The sequence below is a fragment of the Sphingobium sp. JAI105 genome (assembly GCF_015752145.1).
Classification (GTDB): domain Bacteria; phylum Pseudomonadota; class Alphaproteobacteria; order Sphingomonadales; family Sphingomonadaceae; genus Sphingobium; species Sphingobium xenophagum.
Genome location: NZ_JADOUC010000003.1, coordinates 81,657 through 99,427, shown reverse-complemented (window position 1 = coordinate 99,427; position 17,771 = coordinate 81,657). Strand labels below are relative to the sequence as shown.

At 64.0% G+C, this 17,771-nt stretch carries 18 protein-coding genes; 12 read left to right on the top strand and 6 right to left on the bottom strand.

Going from position 1 to position 17,771, the window contains the following annotated elements; genetic code table 11:
* From IWY39_RS23605 to IWY39_RS23595, 3 genes are all read left to right on the top strand, one after another.
* Positions 1–393, top strand: coding sequence for a copper-binding protein (locus tag IWY39_RS23605; RefSeq protein ID WP_021243441.1), 393 nt, complete (start codon positions 1–3; stop codon positions 391–393).
* Between the two features lie 247 nt (positions 394–640).
* The gene (locus IWY39_RS23600) at positions 641–1,084 is read left to right on the top strand and encodes a hypothetical protein (RefSeq protein WP_021243440.1); all 444 of its coding nucleotides are present in this window, start codon (positions 641–643) and stop codon (positions 1,082–1,084) included.
* Between the two features lie 58 nt (positions 1,085–1,142).
* Positions 1,143–1,337: an SHOCT domain-containing protein gene (locus tag IWY39_RS23595; RefSeq protein WP_021243439.1), complete on the top strand. Its 195-nt coding sequence runs from the start codon at positions 1,143–1,145 to the stop codon at positions 1,335–1,337.
* Between the two features lie 19 nt (positions 1,338–1,356).
* Here IWY39_RS23595 and IWY39_RS23590 read toward each other — a convergent pair whose 3' ends face one another.
* The 4 genes from IWY39_RS23590 to IWY39_RS23575 all read right to left on the bottom strand — a co-directional run bounded on the left by IWY39_RS23590 (position 1,357) and on the right by IWY39_RS23575 (position 3,504).
* Positions 1,357–1,713, bottom strand: a complete 357-nt coding sequence (locus IWY39_RS23590) for a DUF302 domain-containing protein (RefSeq protein ID WP_081659629.1) — start codon at positions 1,711–1,713, stop codon at positions 1,357–1,359.
* Between the two features lie 162 nt (positions 1,714–1,875).
* Entirely contained in the window at positions 1,876–2,634 is a 759-nt protein-coding gene (locus IWY39_RS23585) for a sulfite exporter TauE/SafE family protein (RefSeq protein WP_021243437.1), read from the bottom strand.
* A gap of 4 nt (positions 2,635–2,638) precedes the next feature.
* Positions 2,639–3,175: a rhodanese family protein gene (locus tag IWY39_RS23580; protein WP_021243436.1), complete on the bottom strand. Its 537-nt coding sequence runs from the start codon at positions 3,173–3,175 to the stop codon at positions 2,639–2,641.
* Positions 3,172–3,504, bottom strand: a complete 333-nt coding sequence (locus tag IWY39_RS23575) for an ArsR/SmtB family transcription factor (RefSeq protein WP_021243435.1) — start codon at positions 3,502–3,504, stop codon at positions 3,172–3,174. The genes IWY39_RS23580 and IWY39_RS23575 overlap by 4 nt, the downstream gene beginning before the upstream one ends.
* A gap of 67 nt (positions 3,505–3,571) precedes the next feature.
* On the opposite strand from IWY39_RS23575, the gene IWY39_RS23570 reads away from it, so the two are divergent.
* Positions 3,572–4,459: an MBL fold metallo-hydrolase gene (locus IWY39_RS23570; protein ID WP_081659623.1), complete on the top strand. Its 888-nt coding sequence runs from the start codon at positions 3,572–3,574 to the stop codon at positions 4,457–4,459.
* A gap of 203 nt (positions 4,460–4,662) precedes the next feature.
* Here the strand turns inward: IWY39_RS23570 and IWY39_RS23565 are convergent, their stop codons facing one another.
* Positions 4,663–5,490, bottom strand: a complete 828-nt coding sequence (locus IWY39_RS23565; RefSeq protein WP_331274495.1) for an undecaprenyl-diphosphate phosphatase — start codon at positions 5,488–5,490, stop codon at positions 4,663–4,665.
* 104 nt (positions 5,491–5,594) lie between these two features.
* Positions 5,595–8,117: a heavy metal translocating P-type ATPase gene (locus tag IWY39_RS23560; RefSeq protein ID WP_021243432.1), complete on the bottom strand. Its 2,523-nt coding sequence runs from the start codon at positions 8,115–8,117 to the stop codon at positions 5,595–5,597.
* A 67-nt stretch (positions 8,118–8,184) separates the two neighbouring features.
* Between IWY39_RS23560 and IWY39_RS23555 the strand changes: the two genes are divergently transcribed.
* The 8 genes from IWY39_RS23555 to IWY39_RS23520 all read left to right on the top strand — a co-directional run bounded on the left by IWY39_RS23555 (position 8,185) and on the right by IWY39_RS23520 (position 17,686).
* The gene (locus IWY39_RS23555) at positions 8,185–8,604 is read left to right on the top strand and encodes a MerR family transcriptional regulator (protein WP_021243431.1); all 420 of its coding nucleotides are present in this window, start codon (positions 8,185–8,187) and stop codon (positions 8,602–8,604) included.
* A 183-nt stretch (positions 8,605–8,787) separates the two neighbouring features.
* Positions 8,788–10,704: an FTR1 family protein gene (locus tag IWY39_RS23550; RefSeq protein ID WP_021243430.1), complete on the top strand. Its 1,917-nt coding sequence runs from the start codon at positions 8,788–8,790 to the stop codon at positions 10,702–10,704.
* An 81-nt stretch (positions 10,705–10,785) separates the two neighbouring features.
* Positions 10,786–11,022 carry a hypothetical protein gene (locus IWY39_RS23545; protein WP_196871744.1) on the top strand — a complete coding sequence of 79 codons (237 nt, stop codon included), beginning with the start codon at positions 10,786–10,788 and terminating at the stop codon, positions 11,020–11,022.
* 130 nt (positions 11,023–11,152) lie between these two features.
* Entirely contained in the window at positions 11,153–11,503 is a 351-nt protein-coding gene (locus tag IWY39_RS23540; RefSeq protein WP_081659628.1) for a hypothetical protein, read from the top strand.
* A 65-nt stretch (positions 11,504–11,568) separates the two neighbouring features.
* Complete coding sequence (locus tag IWY39_RS23535) at positions 11,569–12,927, top strand: TolC family protein (protein WP_031290466.1); 1,359 nt, start codon at positions 11,569–11,571, stop codon at positions 12,925–12,927.
* Positions 12,927–14,090 (top strand): efflux RND transporter periplasmic adaptor subunit, encoded by a 1,164-nt coding sequence (locus IWY39_RS23530; RefSeq protein ID WP_021243425.1) that lies wholly within the window; start codon positions 12,927–12,929, stop codon positions 14,088–14,090. Before IWY39_RS23535 ends, IWY39_RS23530 begins: the two co-directional genes overlap by 1 nt.
* Before the next feature lie 3 nt (positions 14,091–14,093).
* A complete protein-coding gene (locus tag IWY39_RS23525) occupies positions 14,094–17,348 on the top strand; it encodes an efflux RND transporter permease subunit (RefSeq protein WP_021243424.1) in 3,255 nt (1,084 codons plus the stop codon).
* On the top strand, positions 17,348–17,686 hold the full coding sequence (locus tag IWY39_RS23520) for a DUF190 domain-containing protein (RefSeq protein ID WP_021243423.1): 339 nt from the start codon (positions 17,348–17,350) through the stop codon (positions 17,684–17,686). The genes IWY39_RS23525 and IWY39_RS23520 overlap by 1 nt, the downstream gene beginning before the upstream one ends.
* The last annotated feature ends 85 nt before the right edge of the window (positions 17,687–17,771 follow it).

Below are 17,771 nucleotides of genomic sequence, written 5' to 3'. Positions count from 1 at the left end.
ATGAACCGTGCACGACTGACCATTGCCCTCGGCCTCGCCGCCCTGACCGCCGCCTGCGGCAAGAAGGCGGAGACGCCCGTTGCGGCCGAGACCAACCAGGCGGCGCCCGCCGCGACCATGAGCGGCGACATGGGCAACATGGCGATGGCGCCAGCGGCGCGCACCGCGATCAAGGCCAAGGGCCACGGCACCGTCACCGCGATCGACAAGACGGCGGGCACGATCACGCTTAACCATGGCCCGATCCCCGAAGCCAATTGGCCGGCGATGGCGATGGCGTTCAAGGCGGCGCCTGCGATCACCGATGCGGCCAAGGTCGGCGACAAGGTCGATTTCGACCTCACGCTGACAGGTAATGCGGGTGAAGTGACTGCGATCCACACGCAGCCCTGACCAGTTGATCGTGGTGCCGTTCGCCACCGCCTCACCATTATGATGCAGCATCGGCCTGCGGAGGCAGCTTCGCCGGCCGATGCTGAAAAAATGCACGTTTGATATCGCGCAATGACGCACCGGCCAAAGGGACCGATTCTATCCCGTGAGGCCGTCGACCAAAGCGAGTTGGCTTGGGACATTTACGGATAGAGCCAAATTCGTTGTTCCATGATCTTCGGCCCCGAATTGCAGATCACTGGAGGGCATGATCATGGTTTCGATGCGCAAGATTACGACCATATTGGCTTTGACCGCTTCTTCCCTTGTGCTGGCCGTTCCGGCCGGCGCGCAGTCGAACGGCGGCCCCGGCACGATGATGGGTCCGGGAATGATGGGTCCGGGCATGATGGGTCCGGGGATGATGGGCCCCGGGATGATGGGTCCGGGCATGATGGGTCCCAATGGGTGCCCCCACTGCGGGATGATGTGGAATCAGCGGCAGGCCAATCTGAACCTTTCGATCGCCGATGTCCGCGCCAATCTCGAGCAATGGCTTCAATGGAATCAGAACACCCGCCTCAAGGTTGGCCGGGTCGTGGAAACCGACGCCAACACGATCACCGCCGACATCGTGACGGCGGAAGGCAATTCGCTGGTCGAGCGCTACACGGTCGATCGTCATTCGGGCTTCTATCGCCCGGCCCGCTAAGATGATGTGGTGGGACCGAGCCTGTGGCTCAGCATATTGGACCGCCGGTTGGGGGGTGATGCACGCGATCATCCCCTTGACCTTGCTTGCATTCCTGGTTTTCGGCGTAATCCTGCTGGTCCGCAAAGGCCGCTCCGACGCGCCGCTCGAGAAACGCAGCGGGCTGGAGATCCTTGACGAACGCTACGCGCGGGGCGACCTCGATCGCGAGGAATATCTGCAGAAACGCAAGGACCTGGAGGTTGGGCCGTAGGTCCGCGCCGCCCCTCTCGTCAGAGGGAGGCGATCGCGCGCTGCAACTTGTCCCTGACCTGCTGAGCTGCCGATTTCAGTTCTGTATTATCGATCGCCTGCATTGAGGCAACGGGATCGATCGCGGCCACCTCGACCTGTCCGTTGCCGACATCCTGCACAATCACATTGCACGGGAGCATGGTCCCAACCTTGTCCTCGATCCGAAGCGCCTCATGGGCCAGCGATGGATTGCAGGCGCCAAGAATGCGATATTCGCGGAAATCAACGTTGATCTTCTTTTTGAAAGTCGCGCTGATGTCGATGTCGGTTATGATCCCGAAACCCTCTTGCTTCAGGGCCTCGGTCGCACGCTGGACTGCTTCGGTGAAGCCCATCGACAGCGTCTTGGCAAAATAATAGCTCAATGTTTGTCTCCGATGTGCGGTTGAGATGACAGGCAATGACCGAATGCGGCGCGCATGCTGATCACCCCCTTACGGGCCATTGCAGTAAGGCACTGTTAGTCGAAGGCGGTCGCCGGTTAAGTTGCCTCTCCTTCATTTAAGCAAGATGTAAAGACCGACCGCGACCACCATGGCAGCAAAGCCGCTTCGCGCGACCGTCACGCGCGTGGCGAGCCAGCGCGAAACCGGCAAGCCCAGCGTCGCACCCGCGACACCGCCCGCCACCAACGGGGTGAACAGTGCCCAGTCGACCAATCCCGAGACGGAGTAGCTGATACTCGTTGCCCCGCCGAACAGGGTGACGGACACGAGGCTGGACGCCGATGCGTTGGCAAGCGTCATGCCGGTCGAGGCCATGAGGCCGGGCGCAATCAGGAAGCCGCCGCCGATGCCGAAGAATCCGGCCGCGAAGCCGGCTGCCAAGCCCACAGGAGCCAGCTTCCACACCATCGGCGGGGTCAAACGGACGCCGGGGTCACCCTCACTCTTGCGCGGCATCAGCATCGAGATGGCGATCGCGATCATCGCCAATGCGAACCAGTGCAGCAGGGCCGCACCGTCGATCATCTTTCCGACCTGCGCTCCGGTCAGTGCGCCGACGAGTCCGGCCGCAGCAAAAACGCTGGCACAGGGCCATTTGACGGTGCCCGCACGCGCCTGGGCGGCAAGGCCGGTGGCGGCGTTGACCGCGACGGCCGCGGCAGAGGTGCCGATGGCCACATGCGTATCCGCGACGCCCACCACATAGATCAGCCAGGGCGTCGCCAATACCGAGCCCCCGCCGCCAAAGACGGTGAGCAGCAGGCCGATGAGGACGCCGCCGAGGGCCGCAAGGAGGAGCGTTTCCGTCACGATGTCAGGCAGCGCGAGCGCGGCGGTTCCAGGGGGCCAGCATCAGAAGCCGCGCCATACCGCAAAAGCCGGTGGCCCCGGCAAAGGTCAGGCCCGCGCCGACAAAGGCGGACAGGCCGAACCAGCCGGGTGCCACGACGAAGCCAAGGATGACTCCGATGAGGACGAGCAGGCCCGCCGCAATCTGGACCTGCCGCATGATTTCCAGCGGTGCCTTGGCGTCCACGGCGACCGGCAGGCCCGCCTTGCTCCACGCGTCGATGCCGCCCTGAAGCACATAGGCCTGGCCGGAGACGCGCGCGGCGAGGCGATCACAGGCTCCAGCCGTGCGCATGCCTGACCGGCAGGTGAAAATGACCTCACGATCGGGCTCGACAGTCAGGCGGGCCGCCTCCCAACCCGATAGCGGCTGGGAAACCGCGCCGGGAATATGGCGTCGGGAAAATTCGTCCGGTTCCCTGATATCGACCAAAATGGCGCTGCCATTTGCGAGCCGACGGCGGGTGTCGTCGGGCGAGAGTGGGATCAGACCCGCAGTCATGGCGTTGGCTCCTCATCGGTTGGGCAGAACAGTTCGGCGAGCGTGGCGATGACGCGCAGCGCGGCCGGATCGACAATTCGGTAATAAATGGTTTGCGCAGCGCGCCGGGTAGCAACGATGCCCTCTTCACGCAGCAACGCCAGATGCTGCGACAGCGCGGACTGGCTAAGCCCGACGCGCGGCTGGATCTGACCTACGGAGAGTTCCCCATCGGCAAGCTGACACAGGATCATCAGTCGCCGCTCGTTGGCGAGCACGCGCAGGAGCGTGGCGGCGCGAGCAGCGTTGGCCTCGAAGGTTGTCAGGTCGAATTTGGCGAGATCGAGCATGCTCCAATTATATTCATTGATTCTAATTTAGCAAGTGTTAATATGAAGGATATTAGGAGGTAACCTCGTGTCTCATGCTCTCCCCGTCTCCGCAGCCAGGCCCGCCGTGCAAGGGTTCTTCGATCCCGCGACCAATACCGTCAGTTACATCGTCCATGATCCTGCGACCAAGGCGGCCGCGATCATCGATCCGGTGCTGGATTTCACAGCGCGCAATGGGCGTACCAGCACTGCCAGTGCGGACGCGCTGCTGGCGGCGGTCCGCGAGCAGGGACTGGATCTGCGCTATTTGCTGGAAACCCATGCCCATGCGGACCATCTTTCCGCCGCGCATTATCTGCGGGCGCAGACCGGCGCCCCGGTCGTCATCGGCGCGCGCATCACCGAGGTTCAGGCGATCTTCGGCGATCTGTTCGAGGCGAATGACGTCGCACGCGACGGCAGCGCTTTCGATCGGCTCGTGCGCGAAGGCGATGTGCTGCCGCTCGGTGAGCAGAACTTGCATGTCATGGACACGCCGGGACATACGCCCGCCTGCGTCAGCTATCTGATCGGTGATGCCGCGTTCGTCGGCGACACAGTGTTCATGCCGGACTACGGCACTGCCCGGGCGGATTTCCCCGGCGGCGATGCCGCAACGCTTTATCGCTCGATCCGCAAAATACTCGACCTGCCCGCCGCGACGCGCGTTTTCACCGGGCATGACTATCCCCCGGCATCCCGCGCCAAACCTGCTTGGGAGGCGAGCGTCGCCGAGCACCGAAGCAACAACCTTCATGTTCGTGATGGTGTTGGAGAGGCCGAATTCGTGGCAATGCGCAAAGCTCGCGACGCCGGGCTCGAAGCGCCGCTGCTCATTCTGCCCTCCCTGCAGGTAAACATTCGCGCCGGTGAAATGCCGCCGGCTTCGCCTTCGGGACATGTTTACCTACGCTTGCCGGTCAACGCGATTTGAGGCTTCACGAGCTGGTGATGAATTCGCGAGCGCTTTGCCTTTCGTCGCGCCTACGACGTCAAGCGCGCCATCCCCCCGGCTCGGCGCGCGGGGGGGAAGGAGGGCATGCGGACCTGACTTCGCTTCCGCAAGGCCAGTTAAATACGGTTGGTCTCAGCGCACTTCACACGGTCTCGATCTTCAGGGCAATTGAAGTTCCGACACTATAAGATGTTGGCGGTCGTAAGGAGCAGAAGGACGCCGAGCATCCCGCGATAGACGACGAATGGCCATGCAGAAAAGCGCTCGAGGAATCGCATCAGCGCCCAGATAGCCACAAAGGCCGAGATCGAGGCGGTAAAGAGGCCGAGTGCCAGCACAGACCAGCCATGCAGGTCGAGTCCCACCCGATGAAGTTCCCACAGCTCCTTGAACCCGGCGAGCGCGATCGCCGGGATGCCAAGCAGGAATGAGAACCGGGCCGCTTCTTCGCGCTTGAATCCGAGCGCGAGCGCGGCGGTGAGGGTCGATCCGGAGCGCGATACGCCGGGGATGAGTGCGCCAACCTGCGCGAGACCGACGAGCAGCGCATCGGCCAGCGATGAAGCCTCGATGCCACGGCGATGGCGTGCCAAAATCTCGGCGAGACCCATCAGCACTGCCATCGCGATGCAAGCCCAACCGATCACCGGCAAGGCGCGAAAGGGCGAGTTGCATGTGTTGAGGCTGTTCGACAGCAGAGCGCCCGCTAGCACGATCGGGACCGTCGCGAGAGCGATCCAGATTGCCAGACGAAGATCAGGATCAGCGAACTGCCGACGACCGATTGCCGATACTGAACCGACCGCTAGGCGGCGGACATCCTGCCAGAAATAGCTGATGACCGCGGCGAGCGCGGCGAGCTGCATCGCGGCTGAAAAAGCCGAGCCGGGATCCCGCCATCCCAACAGAGCCGGGACGACCCGCATATGGGCTGTTGACGAAATCGGCAGGAGTTCGGTGATACCTTGCACCACGCCCAAGAAGGCGACCTTGGCATAGCCCAGTGTCACGAAGCCCGTGTCGACGCCCGCGGCACATTGTCCGGTCATAGCAGTGCGGTCCTATTGGGTGGTGGGTGAGCGTAGATCGTTGCTTCGCTGCCTGGGTAACCGGATTATCGAACTCGCTGGTCGCGACCGACAAGACGCATACCATTGAGCACGACCAGGAGCGAAGCGCCGACATCCGCCGCGATCGCGCCCCAGAGCGAGGCCATGCCAAGCAGAGTCAGACCTGCGAAAACGAGCTTTACCGTCAGTGAGAAGCCGATGTTCTGCCGGATGACGGCGAGCGTCGCCCTGGAATGCCGAATGAGCCACGGCAGGCGGGAGAGATCGTCCTGCATCAGCGCGATATCCGCCGTCTCGATCGCCGCATCGCTGCCAATCGCACCCATGGCGATGCCGAGGCCCGAGCGCGCCATCGCCGGCGCATCATTGACGCCGTCACCGACCATGGCGACAAGGTTGTGCTGCGCTACCAGCCTTTCTATCGCCTCGACCTTCTGTTCGGGAAGCAGCTCGGCGTGAACCTCATCCACGCCGGTCTCGCGCGCGATGGCCTCGGCAGGCGCGCGACTGTCTCCGGTCAGCATGACGATCTGCGCGATGCCAAGTTCATGCAGTTGCGCGACGATCTGTCGGGCCTCGGGACGCATCGCGTCACCGACCGCAATCAATCCGATGACCGACTTTGCCTCACCGACAATAATCCCGGTCAGTCCCGCGGCGGCTATGCGATGCAATTGGACGGCAAGCGCATCATCGCCGGCGTCCCCAAGTCGCTCTCCAAGATAGCCGGGAGATCCGACCCAGGCCTCGCGACCATCGATCGCGCCAACGACGCCTTTGCCGGGCAACGCCGTCACGGCCTTTGCGGGGACCACGTCAACGCCGCGTTCCGCTGCGGCATCGAGGATCGCACGCGCAATCGGGTGCTCGCTTCGCGCTTCGATAGCAGCCGCAACCGCCAGCAGTTCAAGTTCGTCCCGGCCGCCAAGCGGGATCAGTTCGATCACCTTGGGACGTCCAAGCGTGAGCGTGCCCGTCTTATCCATGGCGATCGCGGTGATGCGGGCAGGCGTTTCGAGATGGACGCCGCCTTTGACCAGCACGCCCTGCCGGGCTGCGCCGGTCAGCCCCGCGACGATGCTGACGGGGGTCGAGATGACGAGTGCGCAGGGGCAGGCGATGACAAGCAACACCAGCGCCTGATAGAACCAGGCGGCCGAGCTTCCCCCGAGCAGAAGCGGCGGCACCAGGAACACCGCCAGCGCAAGCGCCATCACGACCGGCGTGTAGATCCGCGCGAAGCGCTCCACCCACTGTTCGGTCGGCGCACGCTTGCTCTGCGCCTCGCCGACCATGCGCACGATACGGGCGAGTGTCGTGTCGGAGGCCGGCCGGGTCGTTACGATCTCGATCGCGCCCATGCCGTTGATGGTCCCGGCAAAGACCGTTGCGCCTTGCGCGACGGTGACGGGGACGCTTTCACCTGTAATCGGCGCCTGATCGACCGCGCTCGTCCCCGCAACGACGCGCCCATCGAGCGGAATCTTTCCGCCGGGCGGAACGATCACCTGCGTGCCGACCGCAACATCAGCGACCGGCACATCCTTCTCGACGCCTGCGGCATCCCGTATCCGGGCAGAGTCAGGCGCGATGTCCATGAGCGCCGCGACGGCGCGGCGGGCACGTCCAAGGCTCCATGCCTCGAGCGCGAGCGCAAGCGCGAAAAAGAACGCCACGGTCGCCGCTTCGAACCATTGCCCAATGCCGAGGGCGCCCGCCACCGCGACGATCATGAGCAGGTTCATGTCCGGCCGGAGCCGCCGCGCCGCGAGGACCGCCTTGGGGGCGACGTACCGAACCGCCGAGAGGATCGCCAGGGAATAGGCGAGCATGGCGAGGAGGGGAGGATGAGCCTCCCGCGCCAGACTCTCGTGCAGCACCGCGGCGAGGCCGCTCGCGCGGGCATGGATCGCAAAGCCCGCCACCACCAACACGCCGCTCGCGATCGTCAGCGCGGCCTGGATGCGGCGCCGACGCTGCTCGGCTTGCGCGCCGGCACTGTTCACGCCTTCTTTCCAGAGTTCGGCGCGCATGCCGGTGCGCTCGACCGCCTTCAATATTTCGGTGTGATGTAAGGCGTCGGAAGCACCCGCGATCGACATGCGGCCATTGATGAGATCGAACGACAGGTTCCCCAACCCGACGATCGGCCCGACTTCGCGCTTGAGAACCGCGACTTCGTCACCGCAGTCCATGCCTTGGATCTTGAAGATGACGCTGTCCGGACGGTCCGGAAGCATCTGTTCGACAGGCGTCGGTTCGCCCGAGCAGCTGCTGCAACCGCCGGCCTCTGCTTTATCCTCGGTGAACGCATTCGCGGTTAGCAATTCGGCTGTCATCCCGGTGGTCGATACGGCCGCGATTACCGCCTCCACTCCGATGCCGGCCTCGACATCGATATCAAGGAAACCGTGCTTCGGCTGGAACGACAGACGTTGCTCGTCTCCGACAAGGGGGACGAGGACCTCCTTGAGAAGCCGAACCTCATTCTGGCAGTCGAGCCCGCGGACCTTGAAGCGCCACCAGCGGCCCATCGCTATAGCGCGCGCGTCGGTTTGCTCGACCATATCGTCACCTCGACTCTTCGACATGACATCCTCTATAAAGCCTGAAGTCACTAGAGGGTCAAACGATATGTCCGTCGAGCTACTCAGCATCGGAAAGCTCGCCACCGCGACCGGAACGAAGGTAGAGACAATTCGCTACTATGAGAGCGTGGGCTTGCTTGCCCCGCCCGGGCGGACGAAGGGCAATTATCGGGCCTACTCTGCGCAGCATCTCGCCCGGCTCAGCTTCATCCGCCGCGCACGCGCGCTGGGTTTCTCGATCGGCCAGGTCCAGGAGCTTCTCAAACTCGCTGACCAGAAGGACATCTCGTGCAAGGCCGTGGATACGATCGCTCGCGAACATCTTGCCGAGATCGACCGAAAGCTTCGGGACCTGAATACTCTACGGTCTGAATTAAGCAGCGTGATCGTCCAGTGTGGGCACGGCACCATTTCGGAATGCCGCATCATCGAAACCCTGGCGCCGGATTCCGCGGCGGGTGGCTAGGAGGGCGACAGACTCAGGATTGCTTTTGCGGCTATCTGCGCTAATGCAAACTAGTCGCAAAAAACTGCTTGACCCTCTAGCTGCTAGAGGGTCTAAAGAAAGCGGATGTTTACGTCCTCGAGCAGTCTCCGCCTTTGGTCGATTCGCGGGCGAGCACCCTCACTCCACCGATGGGCACTCCGCATGTTGGCGGTGCTTGGTGCTGCCGCCTGTACACTGGGCGCAAGCGCAATCGCTCAAGCCGAAACGTCTGACGTTCAGACCGCGTGGCGGCTTCTCGACTACATGGCGGTAGACTATGGCGGCGCGGTCTCCGGCGGCAAGATCAAGAGCGCGTCCGAGTATAGCGAAATGACCGAGTTTGCAGCGTCGGTCTCTGCGCGCCTCGCGACGCTGCCGCCAACACCCGAGCGCAGCAAGCTTATCGATCGTGCGGCACGGCTTCAGGCGGTCGTGGCAGTGAAAGGCTCACCGAACCAGGTTGCCGATCTTGCCCATGGTCTCGCCGCTGATCTGCTCAAAGCCTATCCGGTCCCGCTTGCACCGGCCAAGGCACCCGATTTCGCCCGTGGCGCGACGCTCTTCGCGCAGAACTGTGCGAGCTGCCACGGCCCTGCCGGCGATGGCCATGGCCCGAACGCCGCCAAGCTCGCCACGCCGCCAATCGCGTTCACCGATGCCGCCCGCGCCCGCCAGCGCAGCCCCTTCGCGCTGTATCAGGTGATCGATCAGGGCATCGACGGCACCGCGATGCAGAGCTTTTCGTCGCTGCCGACCGATGATCGCTGGGCTGTCGCCTTCTATGCGGGGCATTTTGCCTTTTCCGATGTTGCTGCCAAGGAAGGTGAGCGACTCTGGAAAGCCGATCCCGGCCTTCGCCAGCAGATTCCCGATCTAACAGCGCTGGCCGGCCTGACGCCGGAAGCCCTCGCCAAGGATGTGGGAGTCGACAAGGCCGATGCGGTCATCGCCTATCTGCGCCGCCACCCGGAAGCGGTGGTTCGGCAGGCCCCCGGCTCACTTGATGTTGCGCGCGCGAAGCTGCGACTGAGCCTCGCGGCCTATCGCGCGGGCGACAGCCACGCCGCCCGAGAGCTCGCGCTCTCCGCCTATCTCGACGGGTTCGAACCGCTCGAGCCGATGCTGACCGCGCGTGACGCTACGCTCATGGGTCATATCGAAAGCGCCATGGGCGAATTTCGGGCCTCGCTCCAGCAAGGTCGGCCCGCCGACGAGATAGCGACGCGTATCCAGGTGCTCAACGGCTTGTTCGACGACGCCGACGCGGCCTTGTCTCCGGACGCGGCGAGCAGCGCTTCTACCTTCCTGGGCGCGTTCACCATCTTGCTGCGCGAGGGCCTCGAAGCCCTGCTGATCGTCGTTGCGATGATCGCCTTCCTGCGCAAGGCCGAGCGACCCGAGGTGTTGCCCTATGTCCATGGCGGTTGGATCGGCGCGCTGGCGGCGGGCGGCCTGACCTGGGCGGTTGCAACCTATGCGATTGGGATCAGCGGCGCGAGCCGGGAGCTCACCGAAGGGTTTGGATCGCTGTTCGCGGCCGTCGTTCTGCTCTCCGTGGGGATCTGGATGCATGGCAAGGCGCAGGCGGGCCAATGGCAGCGCTACATCCGCGAAAAGATGTCGCACGCACTGTCCCGGCAATCGGCCTGGTTCCTGTTTGGCCTGGCCTTCATCGTCGTCTATCGCGAGGTGTTCGAGACCATCCTGTTTTATGCTGCGCTCTGGACCCAAGGCAATGGCGGGGTCATGCTGGCGGGCGCCGGCTCGGCTGTCCTGCTGCTCGGCGTTATTGCCTGGGCGATGCTGCGCTACAGTCGTGACCTGCCGATTGCGAAGTTCTTCGCTTATAGCGCGTGGCTGATGGCGCTCCTCACCATCGTACTCACCGGCAAGGGTGTGTCGGCGCTGCAGGAAGCGGGCATCATCGATATTGCGCCGCTGGACGGCGGAATTCGCGTCTCGGTGCTCGGCATCTTCCCGACCGTGCAGTCGATGGGCGCCCAGTTGCTGATGCTTGTCGCGGTGGCCGGCGGGTTCATGCTCAACCGGCGCCGTGCCGTCGTGGCAACCACGGGATGAAGATCGGAGCAGGACGCGATATTCGTCTTGACCCTCTAGTAGCTAGAGGGTGCATAAGGCTGCTCATGATGCTTGCACGCGTTGATAATCATGGTCTGTAGCAGCTGCCAGTCGGATGCGCCGGCGGCGCCCGATCCGCGCTGGCGCCGCTTGCTGTGGATCGCTCTCGCGATCAATCTGACGATGTTCGCCGGCGAGATCGTCGCGGGTATCGCCTCGGGGTCGCGTTCGCTGCAGGCGGACGCAAAACCGCTGGATGGTACGTCGGCTCAACATTCGATGACCTCTGGCCGCTTGCAGTTGCTGGAGCGCAAATAGATGCTTTCCATCGCCATATGCCTTCGCGCACGATGTGCCTGGTCTCGCCCGAGATTATGCGATGACATCTTAGGCCTTCATGCGATGTCGGGGCTATCCCGTTGTCGGCTTTCCTGTTAGTTCGTTGTCCGTGCGACGCCTGCTCAACATCCTTGCTTATTTGACGATCGCCCTCTCGTTGGGGACGACGGCGACCGCGCATGTGCTGGAACGGCCGGACGTAAGCGTTTCATCGCAAGAGATAGGTGTGGACGAAGTTGCCATGGGCCATGCGCCCGGCGACGCTGATCAGGTACCCTCCGATGGTGACAAAGGGTATCCTCACCATCACGGCGGCTGTCACGGCGATCACGTCGCAGCGCCGGTCAAGATCTCGAATACCGCGCTCACGCACGACCTTCGGCTTGCCCCCATTTTCGCAAGCCACTCCATGCGGCCGCTCTCGACTGCCGATCCGGCGCTAAGGCCGCCCCAAGCCTGACGATCCGCTGACCTCGCCGGCCATTGCTGCGCGGGGCGAACTTGGTTCGTCAGGAGTCATCATCTATGTATCGTACAATCGCGGCCTTCATGGTCGCGGCGACCTTGGCCAGTACGGCCGGGGCGCAGACAGCACCGTCGCTCGGCATTCCAGCGACGCCCTCTTCATCACAAGCGGCAGATGCGTTCTCGCTCGAGAACGCTCTGGCTGCGGGCGGTATGCCATCAGTCCCATCGGCCGTCGTCAGCAACGGTTTGGCATCGGGGGCGGGGGGTAACGGTCCTGCGCCCCTGCCATCGGTCGCGGCGGCTACGGCCGGCGTCGATGCCGCGACCGCAGCCCGGCGCGTTGCCGGGCTACGCCCCAACCCCGAGTTTCAGGCTCAGGTCGAGAACGTGGCCGGCACTGGCGTTTATAAAGGCCTGCGAAGTTCCGAAACGACAGTGGGTGTGGCGCTCCCGCTGGAGTTGGGCGGCAAGCGGCCGGCGCGTGTCGCGCTCGCAACGGCGCGGCTCACCCGTGCTCAAGTTCAGGCTGAAATCGCGCGAGCGGATCTCCGGCTGCGGATTACGCAGCTCTATATCGAGGCCGCCGCCGCGGAGCGCCGCGCCGAAGTGCTGAGCGAACAGGCCGGGATTGCCAACAATGCTTTTCGGGTCTCAAGCGAGCGTGTGAAGGCTGGCGACGTCGGCCCGATCGAACAACAGCGTGCCGACGTGCTTCGCATCAATGCGCAGGTCGCGGCCGACAGCGCCGCCCGCCAGGCACAGGCGGCGCGGGCCAACCTTGAGACATTGTTGTCGGCACCGGTGACGGGGCCGCTCGATCGCGCGTGGTTCGAGAGGATCGATGGCTACGGACCGCCACGGCCGATCGAGGTCGAAGGGACGTTGGCCCTGGCGGCGGCGGAGGCCGACGTGCGTACCGCCGATGCTCAAGTGCGCGTCGCGAGGTCGCTGCGCGTGCCCGACCTGACCGTCAGCACCTTCGCCCGCCGATTGGAGGCGAGCAACGACACCGCCGCGATGGTGGGTATCTCTTTCCCGATCCCAGTGTTCAACAACGGCAGCGCGTTCGTGGCGCAGTCGCGATCGGAGCAGACGCAGGCGATCGCGCTGCGCAACCTTGCTGTGATCGATACCCGCCAGCAAATCGCCAGCGCGCAAACCGAAGTGGCGAACGCCGCTGCGACCGCGCGGGCGGCAGGTGGACCGGGGCTGGCGGCGGCACAGGAAGCCGCCCGCATCGCGCGGATCGGCTGGACGCAGGGCAAGTTCGACCAGATCGCGCTCCTCGATGCCGAGCGCACGCTCTCACAGACCCGCCAGACCTACGTCGATGCGCTCGCCGCGTACCACGACGCGCAGGCTCGGCTTGACCGGCTCACGACGCCGGCCCCCATGATTTCCGGAGAAGATCGATGATGAACGATAAGCGCCTCCTGGGCGGTGCGGCGGCTGTCGCGATCGTTGCCGCACTTGGCGGCTTCGGGATCGCACGCTGGACCGCGAGCGAACCTGCCGCGACCGAAGCGGCAAGCAGCAACGCCGCTGCCCCGGCAGAAGAGGAAAAGACCCCCGACACGGTGGCGATGACCGAGCAGGCGGTCCAGCAGGCCGGCATCGCCACAGAGACAATCAATCCCGGCGGGCTCGGCGCGGAAATCGTCGCGCAGGCGATGGTCAGCGCATCGCTGCAAGGCGAGGCGATCGTGACCGCCCGCGCAGCCGGCGCGGTGACGCGGCTGATGAAGCGCCTCGGTGATCCGGTGCGCGCCGGTGAGACGTTGGCTATCGTCGAGAGCCGGGACGCGGCACAGTTTGCCGCCGATCGCACTGCTGCCGCTGCCAAATCGACCTTGGCGCAAAAGGCGCTCGCCCGAGAGCAGTACCTATACCGCCAGAAGGTCTCGGCACGAGTCGAGCTGGAACAGGCGGAGGCGGAAGCCGCTTCGGCCGCGGCCGAAGCGCGCCGCGCGAGTGTCGCGGCAGGCGCGGCGCGCGTGACCTCGGATGGTCGCGGTGTGGCGGTCTCGAGCCCGATTTCAGGCCGTGTCACCTCGGAGAATGTCAGTCTAGGCGCGTTCGTCCAGCCTGAAACCGAGCTGATGCGCGTCGCTGATGCGTCGAAGATTCAGATCGAGGCGGCGGTCGGTCCTACGGACGCACAGCGGCTCACTCCAGGCGATCGGGCTATCATCGAGCTGCCCGACGGGCGAACGGCGGAGGCGCGAGTACGCGCCGTCACGCCGGGACTCGCCAACGACACGCGCTCGGCGACCGCCGTTCTCGACGTGTCGGGCAGTCTTCAGCCCGGCCTCGCGGTGCGGGTGAGGCTGCTGCCGAGCCGTGGCAGCACGTCCAACGCGATCGTGGTGCCGGAGGATGCGGTGCAGACGCTCGAAGGGCGCGACATCGTGTTCGTGCGGACCGCGAAGGGCTTCCGCGCGCAGACCGTCACGATCGGTCAGCGCAGCAATGGTCGCGTCGAGATCTTGAAGGGCCTCGTTGGCGGCGCCCAAGTCGCGACCAAGAACGCATTTCTGCTCAAGGCCGAACTCGGCAAGGGCGCGGGCGAGGAAGAATAGACCATGATAGCCAACCTTATGGCGCTCTCCGTCCGCGCCCGCTGGACGGTCCTTGCCTTGTTCCTCGTCATCGCCGGGCTCGGCGTGTGGCAGCTCTCCAAGCTGCCGATTGACGCGGTGCCCGACATCACCACGAAGCAGGTTCAGATCAACACGGTCGACCCGCGGCTCTCGCCGGTCGAGATCGAGAAACTCGTAACCTACCCGGTTGAAATCGCGCTCGCCGGCATTCCCGGACTCGAGACGACGCGCTCGATCTCGCGAAACGGCTTCAGCCAGGTGAGTGCGATCTTCACCGACGATACCGACCTCTATTTCGCGCGTCAGCAGGTCGGTGAACGGCTGCGCCAGGCGACAGAAAACCTGCCGGACGGCGTGCAGCCGCAGGTCGGACCGGTGTCGACCGGACTTGGCGAGATTGTCATGTACACGGTTGGCTATGCCAACCCGGACGGCAAGGGCGCAAAAAAAGTCGCCGGCCAACCCGGCTGGCAGCCTGATGGCAGCTATCTGACACCCGAGGGCGAGCGGCTAACTGATGCAGTGGCCAAAGCAAGCTACCTGCGCACCGTTCAGGATTGGATTATCGGCCCTCAACTTCGATCGGTTAAAGGCATTGCCGGGGTCGATTCGATTGGCGGTTATGCCAAGACCTTCGTGGTCGAGCCGGATCCGACGAAGCTCGCCAGTTTCGGTGTCTCGTACAGCGAGCTTGGCCAGGCTCTCGAAAACGCCAATCTCGCGGTCGGCGCGAATTACTATAATCGCGGGGGCGAAGCCTATCTCGTGCGCGTCGACTCACGCGTGCGGACTGTTGATGAAATCCGCAATGCTGTCGCGGCGACGCGAGGCGGAACGCCAATTACCATCGGCCAGATCGCGAACGTTCGCGTTGGTGGCGATTTGCGGACGGGTGCCGGAAGCATGAACGGCCGGGAGGCGGTCATCGGCACTGTGCTGATGTTGATCGGCCAGAACAGCCGCGTCGTGGCTGAATCGGCGACTGCCAAGCTCGACCAGGTAGCAAAGACGCTGCCACCGGGTATCGAGGTGAAGGTGGTGCTGAACCGCGCCGCGTTGGTCGGGGCCACGGTGGCGACGGTTCAGCGCAACCTGACGGAAGGCGCAATCCTCGTTGCAGCATCGTTGTTTCTGCTGCTCGGCAACTGGCGCGCGGCGGTGATCGCGACGCTAGTGATTCCGTTCTCGTTTCTGATGATGGCGATGGGGATGAATGCGTTCAGCGTGCCTGGCAACCTGATGAGCCTGGGGGCACTCGACTTCGGTCTGATCGTCGACGGTGCCGTCATCATCATCGAAAACTGCCTCGCCCGCCTCGCGCACCGGCAGGAACATGAGGGTCGGCTGCTTTCGGTTCGAGAGCGGCTGGAGGAGACGATGCGGGCCGCGCAGGAGATGATTAAGCCGACCGTCTTCGGTCAGGCGATCATCCTGCTCGCCTTCGCGCCACTGCTCACCTTCACCGGCACCGAAGGCAAGACGTTCTCGCCGATGGCGATTACGATCATGCTCGCTCTGGTGGCGGCATTCGTCCTGGCGATTACGCTGGTGCCGGCGCTGGTGGCGATCATGATACGTGGCAAAGTCGCGGAAAAGGACGTTTGGCTGATCCGGAAGTCCAAGGACCGCTACCTGCCGTTGCTGGACAAAGCGATCGCGCGCCCGTGGCCGTTCATCCTCGGCGGGCTTGCCTTTTTCCTGGCGGCAATTCCCGCATTTGGCCTGCTGGGCTCCGAGTTTATTCCCCAGCTCGACGAGAAAAATCTCGCCTTCGCATCAACGCGCGTGCCCTCGGTCAGCCTCGATCAGTCGCTGGCGATGGAACGCAAGGTCGAGGAGGCGGTGATAAAGGTTCCGGAAGTCGCCTTGATGTTTTCCAAGACCGGCACAGCGGAAGTGGCCAGCGACCCAATGCCGCCGAACGTATCCGACGGCTTTGTGATTCTGAAGGAAAAGGAAGAGTGGGCCGCCGGCACAAGCAAAGCTGACGTGGTCGCGAAGATTGAGAAAGCGACCGGAGGGCTGCTCGGGAATCTTTACGAGGTCAGCCAGCCTATCCAGCTTCGCTTCAACGAATTGATCGCCGGTGTCCGCGGCGATGTCGCGATCAAGCTCTACGGTGACGATCTCGACAAGATGGCGCTGACCGCCAACGAAATGGTGCGGGTGCTTCAGACCATACCCGGTGCGGCCAGCGTCAAGGCCGAGCAGGTTGGTGGTGCGCCAGCGCTGGATGTAAGGCTCGACCGCGCCGCCATAGCGCGGCTAGGTCTTACAGTGCGCGACGTTGCGGACACGGTTGCGGCAGGGCTCGGCGGCCGTGAGTCGGGGCTCGTGTACGAGGGCGATCGGCGGTTCGATGTCACCGTGCGCGTACCTGAAGCGACGCGCGCAAACCTTGACGACATCCGGACGCTGCCGGTGCTGCTGCCACAAGTCGAGGGACGGCCGCGTGCCCAGGTGCCGCTTGCGCAAGTGGCGCAAATCCGGCTGACGGAAGGCCTGAATCAGATCAGCCGGGAAAACGGCAAGCGTCGTGTGGTCGTCCAGGTCAATCTCGGTGGCCGCGATGCGGGTTCATTCGTCCAGGAAGCGCAAGCGAAGATCGCACAGGTCAAGTTGCCTGCCGGTTACTACCTCGAATGGGGCGGTCAGTTCGAGAACTTGGCCGCGGCATCGAAGCGCCTGTCGATCGTTGTGCCGCTGTGCTTCCTGGTCATATTCGGGTTGCTATACATGGCGCTCGGCGGGTTCGGCAGAGCAGCGTCAGTGTTTTTGGCGGTGCCGCTGGGGCTGGCGGGCGGTGTGTTCACGTTGCTGCTGACCGGCATCAACTTTTCGGTGTCGGCAGCGGTCGGGTTCATCTGTCTTGCCGGCGTGGCGGTCCTGAACGGACTCGTGGTCATGTCCGCGATCCGGGAGAGCAGCGAATCCGGGATGCCCGTGGTGGAAGCGATCCGTCACGGCATGGCCGAGAAGATGCGGGCCGTCATCATGACGGGGTTCGTCCCCGCGATCGGCTTCGTGCCGATGGCGCTCGCCCATGGCACCGGCGCCGAGGTGCAGAAGCCGCTCGCCGTTACCGTGATCGGCGGTCTCGTCGCCGCCACCATCCTTACACTGCTGGTGCTGCCGGCGATCGCGAAAGTGATCTTGGGACGGAACGATCGGCAAAATGAGCAAGAGGCGACCACGCCGCATAGCGAAGGACCCGCCCCCCTGAAAGGAGAAGCATGATGGGAGAACCAGCCCGGAAACTGCTGCGGATCTACACGGATGAAGCGGCTTACATCGGCGATCGCAAAGTCTTCGAATATGTCGCCTCGCTGGCGCGTGATCGAAAGATGGCGGGCCTGACGGTGCTGGAAGCGCTGATCGGGTTCGGGGCGTCCGCGCACGTCCATCGACGCCATGTGCTTGAGAGCGACCGCGCGGTGGTGATCGAAATCGTCGATTTCGAGGACGCTTTGCGCGCGTTCGTGTCTGCACTGAGCGATATCCCCGACATCGGGCTAATGACGCTTGAGGCGGTCGAGGTCATCGGTGGCAAGGCCAGCAAGACGCTGGAAGCCTAAGACGATGACCCGCGGCCCGGCAAGGGAGAGGGCTTGCGCCATGCAAGCCCTCTGCGCCTCACCAACTCCCATCAATCCCCCGTCC

Coding starts and splice junctions, on each gene's coding strand:
- IWY39_RS23605 (WP_021243441.1), top strand. CDS start 1: ATGAACCGTGCACGACTGACCATTGCCCTCGGCCTCGCCGCCCTGACC.
- IWY39_RS23600 (WP_021243440.1), top strand. CDS start 641: ATGATCATGGTTTCGATGCGCAAGATTACGACCATATTGGCTTTGACC.
- IWY39_RS23595 (WP_021243439.1), top strand. CDS start 1,143: ATGCACGCGATCATCCCCTTGACCTTGCTTGCATTCCTGGTTTTCGGC.
- IWY39_RS23590 (WP_081659629.1), bottom strand. CDS start 1,713: ATGGGCTTCACCGAAGCAGTCCAGCGTGCGACCGAGGCCCTGAAGCAA.
- IWY39_RS23580 (WP_021243436.1), bottom strand. CDS start 3,175: ATGACTGCGGGTCTGATCCCACTCTCGCCCGACGACACCCGCCGTCGG.
- IWY39_RS23575 (WP_021243435.1), bottom strand. CDS start 3,504: ATGCTCGATCTCGCCAAATTCGACCTGACAACCTTCGAGGCCAACGCT.
- IWY39_RS23560 (WP_021243432.1), bottom strand. CDS start 8,117: ATGGTCGAGCAAACCGACGCGCGCGCTATAGCGATGGGCCGCTGGTGG.
- IWY39_RS23555 (WP_021243431.1), top strand. CDS start 8,185: ATGTCCGTCGAGCTACTCAGCATCGGAAAGCTCGCCACCGCGACCGGA.
- IWY39_RS23550 (WP_021243430.1), top strand. CDS start 8,788: ATGTTGGCGGTGCTTGGTGCTGCCGCCTGTACACTGGGCGCAAGCGCA.
- IWY39_RS23535 (WP_031290466.1), top strand. CDS start 11,569: ATGTATCGTACAATCGCGGCCTTCATGGTCGCGGCGACCTTGGCCAGT.
- IWY39_RS23530 (WP_021243425.1), top strand. CDS start 12,927: ATGAACGATAAGCGCCTCCTGGGCGGTGCGGCGGCTGTCGCGATCGTT.
- IWY39_RS23525 (WP_021243424.1), top strand. CDS start 14,094: ATGATAGCCAACCTTATGGCGCTCTCCGTCCGCGCCCGCTGGACGGTC.
- IWY39_RS23520 (WP_021243423.1), top strand. CDS start 17,348: ATGGGAGAACCAGCCCGGAAACTGCTGCGGATCTACACGGATGAAGCG.